Origin of the sequence: Erwinia sp. B116 (assembly GCF_002865965.1) — a bacterium.
Lineage (GTDB): Bacteria > Pseudomonadota > Gammaproteobacteria > Enterobacterales > Enterobacteriaceae > Erwinia.
Genome location: NZ_JRZZ01000027.1, coordinates 14112 through 17973, shown reverse-complemented (window position 1 = coordinate 17973; position 3862 = coordinate 14112). Strand labels below are relative to the sequence as shown.

3 protein-coding genes are annotated in these 3862 nt (G+C 64.1%); all 3 read left to right on the top strand.

Translation table 11 applies throughout. From position 1 onward, the window contains the following. Positions 1-1353: Ig-like domain-containing protein (locus NV64_RS16520; protein WP_199177682.1), on the top strand; the 1353-nt coding region annotated here is incomplete at its 5' end. 56 nt (positions 1354-1409) lie between these two features. Next, positions 1410-2906 carry a TolC family protein gene (locus NV64_RS16515; RefSeq protein WP_056234314.1) on the top strand — a complete coding sequence of 499 codons (1497 nt, stop codon included), beginning with the start codon at positions 1410-1412 and terminating at the stop codon, positions 2904-2906. 13 nt (positions 2907-2919) lie between these two features. Next, a complete protein-coding gene (locus NV64_RS16510) occupies positions 2920-3726 on the top strand; it encodes an efflux RND transporter periplasmic adaptor subunit (RefSeq protein WP_233209013.1) in 807 nt (268 codons plus the stop codon). The last annotated feature ends 136 nt before the right edge of the window (positions 3727-3862 follow it).

Genomic DNA, 3862 nt, shown 5'->3' with positions numbered 1-3862 from the left:
AACGGCACCCTGTCCGAGCTGATCACCACCGACGGCGGGATCACCTGGACCGGCACCTATACGCCGAACGCCGACGTGACCGACGCGACTAACCTGATCGTCCTGAACCAGACGTACGTTCGCGACGCGGCAGGCAATACCGGACAGGGCCTGGTGTCGTCCGGCAACTTCACCATCGACACGAAGCATCCGCAGCCGGTCAGCCTGACGCTGAACGCCGGTGGCGAAGCGCAGACGCTGAGCTATCAGCTGGAAATGTCGGAAGGGGTCAGCGGTCTCAGCGTGGCCGATTTCAGCCTGCTGACCACGGGTTCGCTGAACGCCACACTGACTTCGGTTACCGCTATTGATGCCACGCACTGGCAGATCCAGCTGACCAACGTCACCGGCAACGGCACGCTGCAGCTGCGCTATAACGCCAGCGCATCACTGGCGACGGATGCCGCAGGTAACGGCGTCGGCAGCGATATCAGCAACGCTTCGTACAGCAACAGCACCCCGCAAACCCGCGGGCTGAACGATGCGCTGGCCACCCAGCAGCAGCCGTTCAGCCTGACGCTGCCGGCCGGTGCGTTCAGCGATGCGGACAGCGCAGACGCGCTGAGCTACAGCGCCACGCTGGCCGATGGCTCGGCTCTGCCCGGCTGGCTGAGCTTCGACCCGGCCACCCGCACGCTGAGCGGCACGCCAACGCTGGCGGGCAGTATCACCGTGCGCATCACCGCCACCGACCACTTCGGTGAATCGGTCAGCAGCAGCTTTACCCTGCGTACCGCCGACTTCCTCAACGGCGATCCGCAGTTCCGCAGCGAGCAGCGTCACAGCGCGGTGGACAGCGGGCAAAACGCCAGCTATTCCCGCGAACAGCTGACCCTGCTCGGCCTGGCGCAGGGTGACGGCAGCCCGCAGGAGAGCGGCTCGCTGTTTACTCCGCAGGGCACCCCGGCAGGCGATGCACCATCGATTACGGCGGCGTTCAGCAGCGGCCAGCAGGGCGGTGACGGCAGCGGATCCTCAACCCTGGCAGGCGTGTTCAGCCAGAACGGTGTTAACCACTATCAGCCTGTGGACGGCCGCAGCCACGGCAGCGACGTCAACGGCGATATGAGTGGCCGCTCCAGCCTTGCCGCCCAGTTCGCTATCCCGTCGCTGCCGGGCGCCACCGGACTGGAAGTGTTCTCCGGCAGCAGCTGGCAGCAGGTCAGTGACAACACTATTAACCAGACCGTACAGCCAACCTCGGTATTTGGTACGCCGCTGTTCAGCCAGCAGCTGAGCCAGCCGGAAGCGGAACGGACAGAACAGATCGCCGCGCTGGAAAGCGCATTACGAGACATCACACCGCAGGCTTAATCAGGGCATCGGTGAACCACGTACAACTAAACCACCATTAAGGGTGAAAAAAGAATATGCATAAGTGCGCAAAAGTTTTCAGTGTGACCCTGCTGGCCTTAATCGTCAGCGGCTGTGCCGTCTCTACCCAGCAGATCAACAAAGATCAAAGCCGCCAGCGCGCGGCTGCCGATCTGAAGACCATGTTCAGCAACCAGGAGCCGGTCACCGCGCCGATCACCCTGAATGACGCCACCGCGCGGGCGCTGAAATACAACCTTGAATCGCGCCTGAAGGTGATGGAGAGCGCGCTGGCACAGCAGCAGGTCGATCTGTCGCGCTTTGATATGCTGCCGAAAATGGCGGCGCAGGCCGGTTACACCACCCGTGACAATATCAGCGCTTCCAGCAGCCGCAGCGTGCTGTCCGGTAACCAGTCGCTGGAGCCGTCCACCTCGCAGGATCAGACCCGTTCAGTTGGCGATCTGACCATGGTGTGGAACATCCTCGACTTCGGCGTCAGCTACGTTACCGCGCATCAGCAGTCGGATAAACGCTGGATCGCCGAAGAGCGCCGCCGTAAGGTCACCCATACCATCGTGCAGGACGTGCAGTCCGCGTACTGGCGTGCGGTGGCGGCCGAGCGCCTGCTGGGCCGCATCGATGCGCTAATTGAGCGGGTCAATATGGCGCGTGAAAACAGCCGCACCCAGTCGGTGCGCAAAGTGGGCGATATCGTCGAAGCCTACAGCTACCAGCGTGCGCTGCTGGATGCCACCCGTCAGCTGGAAGAGCAGCGCCGCGCGCTGTCGCTGGCGAAAACCGAACTGGCCACGCTGATGAACCTGCCGCTGGGCAGCGACTATAAGCTGGCGCTGCCGGCGGAAGGGCAGCTGGTGGAACCGGCGCTGAAGGTGCCGTTCGCCGAACTGGAAAACGCGGCGCTGGTTAACCGCCCGGAGCTGCGCGAACAGGATTACCAGGTGCGCATCAGCGCGGCGGAAACGCGTAAATCGCTGCTGCGCATGCTGCCGGGCATTGAGCTGTCCGTGGGCGGCAACTACGACAGCAACTCGTTCCTGGTCAATCAGCACTGGGTGGACGCCGGGGCGAAAGTGACCTGGAACCTGTTTAACCTGTTCAGCGGCCCGCAGGCGTATAAAGTGGCGAAAGCCGGTGAGGACGTCTCTGAAGTGCGCCGTCAGGCGATGTCGATGGCGATCCTCGCGCAGCTGTACGTGGCGCGCGCCAACTTTAACGAGGCGCAGCGTCAGTACCACACCGGCAAAGAGCTGCAGCAGCTGGATGCCGACATCCTCACCCAGCTGAACAACCGCTTCCAGGCGGGCAGCATTGGTGAACTGCAGCTGATCCAGGGCGAACTGAACGCGGTCAATACCTCGCTGCGTAACGATCTTGCCTACGCCGAGCTGCGCAACGCTTACGGTCAGATCTTCGTAACCGTGGGTCTTGACCCGCTGGCAGGCGGCCAGCAGCTGACCGATCTGGCTTCGGTAGAGCGCGCGCTGGCGCAGACGGAAAAACGCTGGGATGCCGGTAACATTGCACGCTAAGCAGGAATTCCCCGTGAACAGAGCAAATAATCGTGCCGCCCGCTGGATGATGGCGGCACTGCTGGCAGCGGCCTCGCCGCTGCCGGCGGCAGAGACAGCGCCGGACCCGCTGGCCGACCCGTTGCAGACAACGGCACCGGCGGCCACGGCGGATGCCGGTAAACAGGCGCGCGGCGTGCTGCGCGCCGTCGATCAGGCCACACTCTCCAGCGAGCTGAACGCCCGCATCGTCGAGATGCCGTTCCGCGAAGGTCAGGCGTTCCAGAAGGGCGACCTGCTGGTGCGCTTCGACTGCGCCGTCTATCAGGCGCAGCTGGCGGCGTCACAGGCGGCGATGCGCGCCGCACAGCAGGAGCTGAGCCAGAACCGCCAGCTGGCCGACCTGAAGTCGGTCGGCCGCAACGCGGTGGCGCTGGCGGAGGCGAAAGTGGCGCAGGCCGCCGCGGAAAGCCAGGTCTATCAGATCCAGACCAGCCACTGCAAAGTGATCGCCCCCTTCGCCGGGCAGGTGGTGACGCGCAAGGCGCAGGTGTCCGAGTTTATCGGCCAGGGCATGCCGCTGCTGGAGATCGTTGACAACCGTCACCTGGAGATCCACCTGCTGGTGCCTTCGCGCTGGCTGGCGCAGCTGAAACCGGGGCAGAAGTTTACCTTTACCCCGGATGAAACCGGCACGCCGCTGGCGGCAGAAGTGCTGCGCCCCGGCGCACGCATCGATGAAAGCAGCCAGACGCTGGGCCTGACCGGCAAAGTGGTCGGTAACGCTGACGGCCTGCTCTCGGGCATGAGCGGCAGCGCGCAGTTCGCGGTGGCGCCGTGACCGCGCCACAGCAGAGCGCCGGCGAACGCGCGTTTGCCACCTTCCTGCAGCTGGAGAATCAGGCCCGGGCGGCGGCCAGCAGTGAAGCCCTCGCTTACAGCATCGTGAACGACGGCCTTGGCCTGTTTGAATTTCG

What these genes read in the sequence shown, in the direction of transcription:
- NV64_RS16515 (WP_056234314.1), top strand. Translation starts at nt 1,410, where the DNA reads ATGCATAAGTGCGCAAAAGTTTTCAGTGTGACCCTGCTGGCCTTAATC.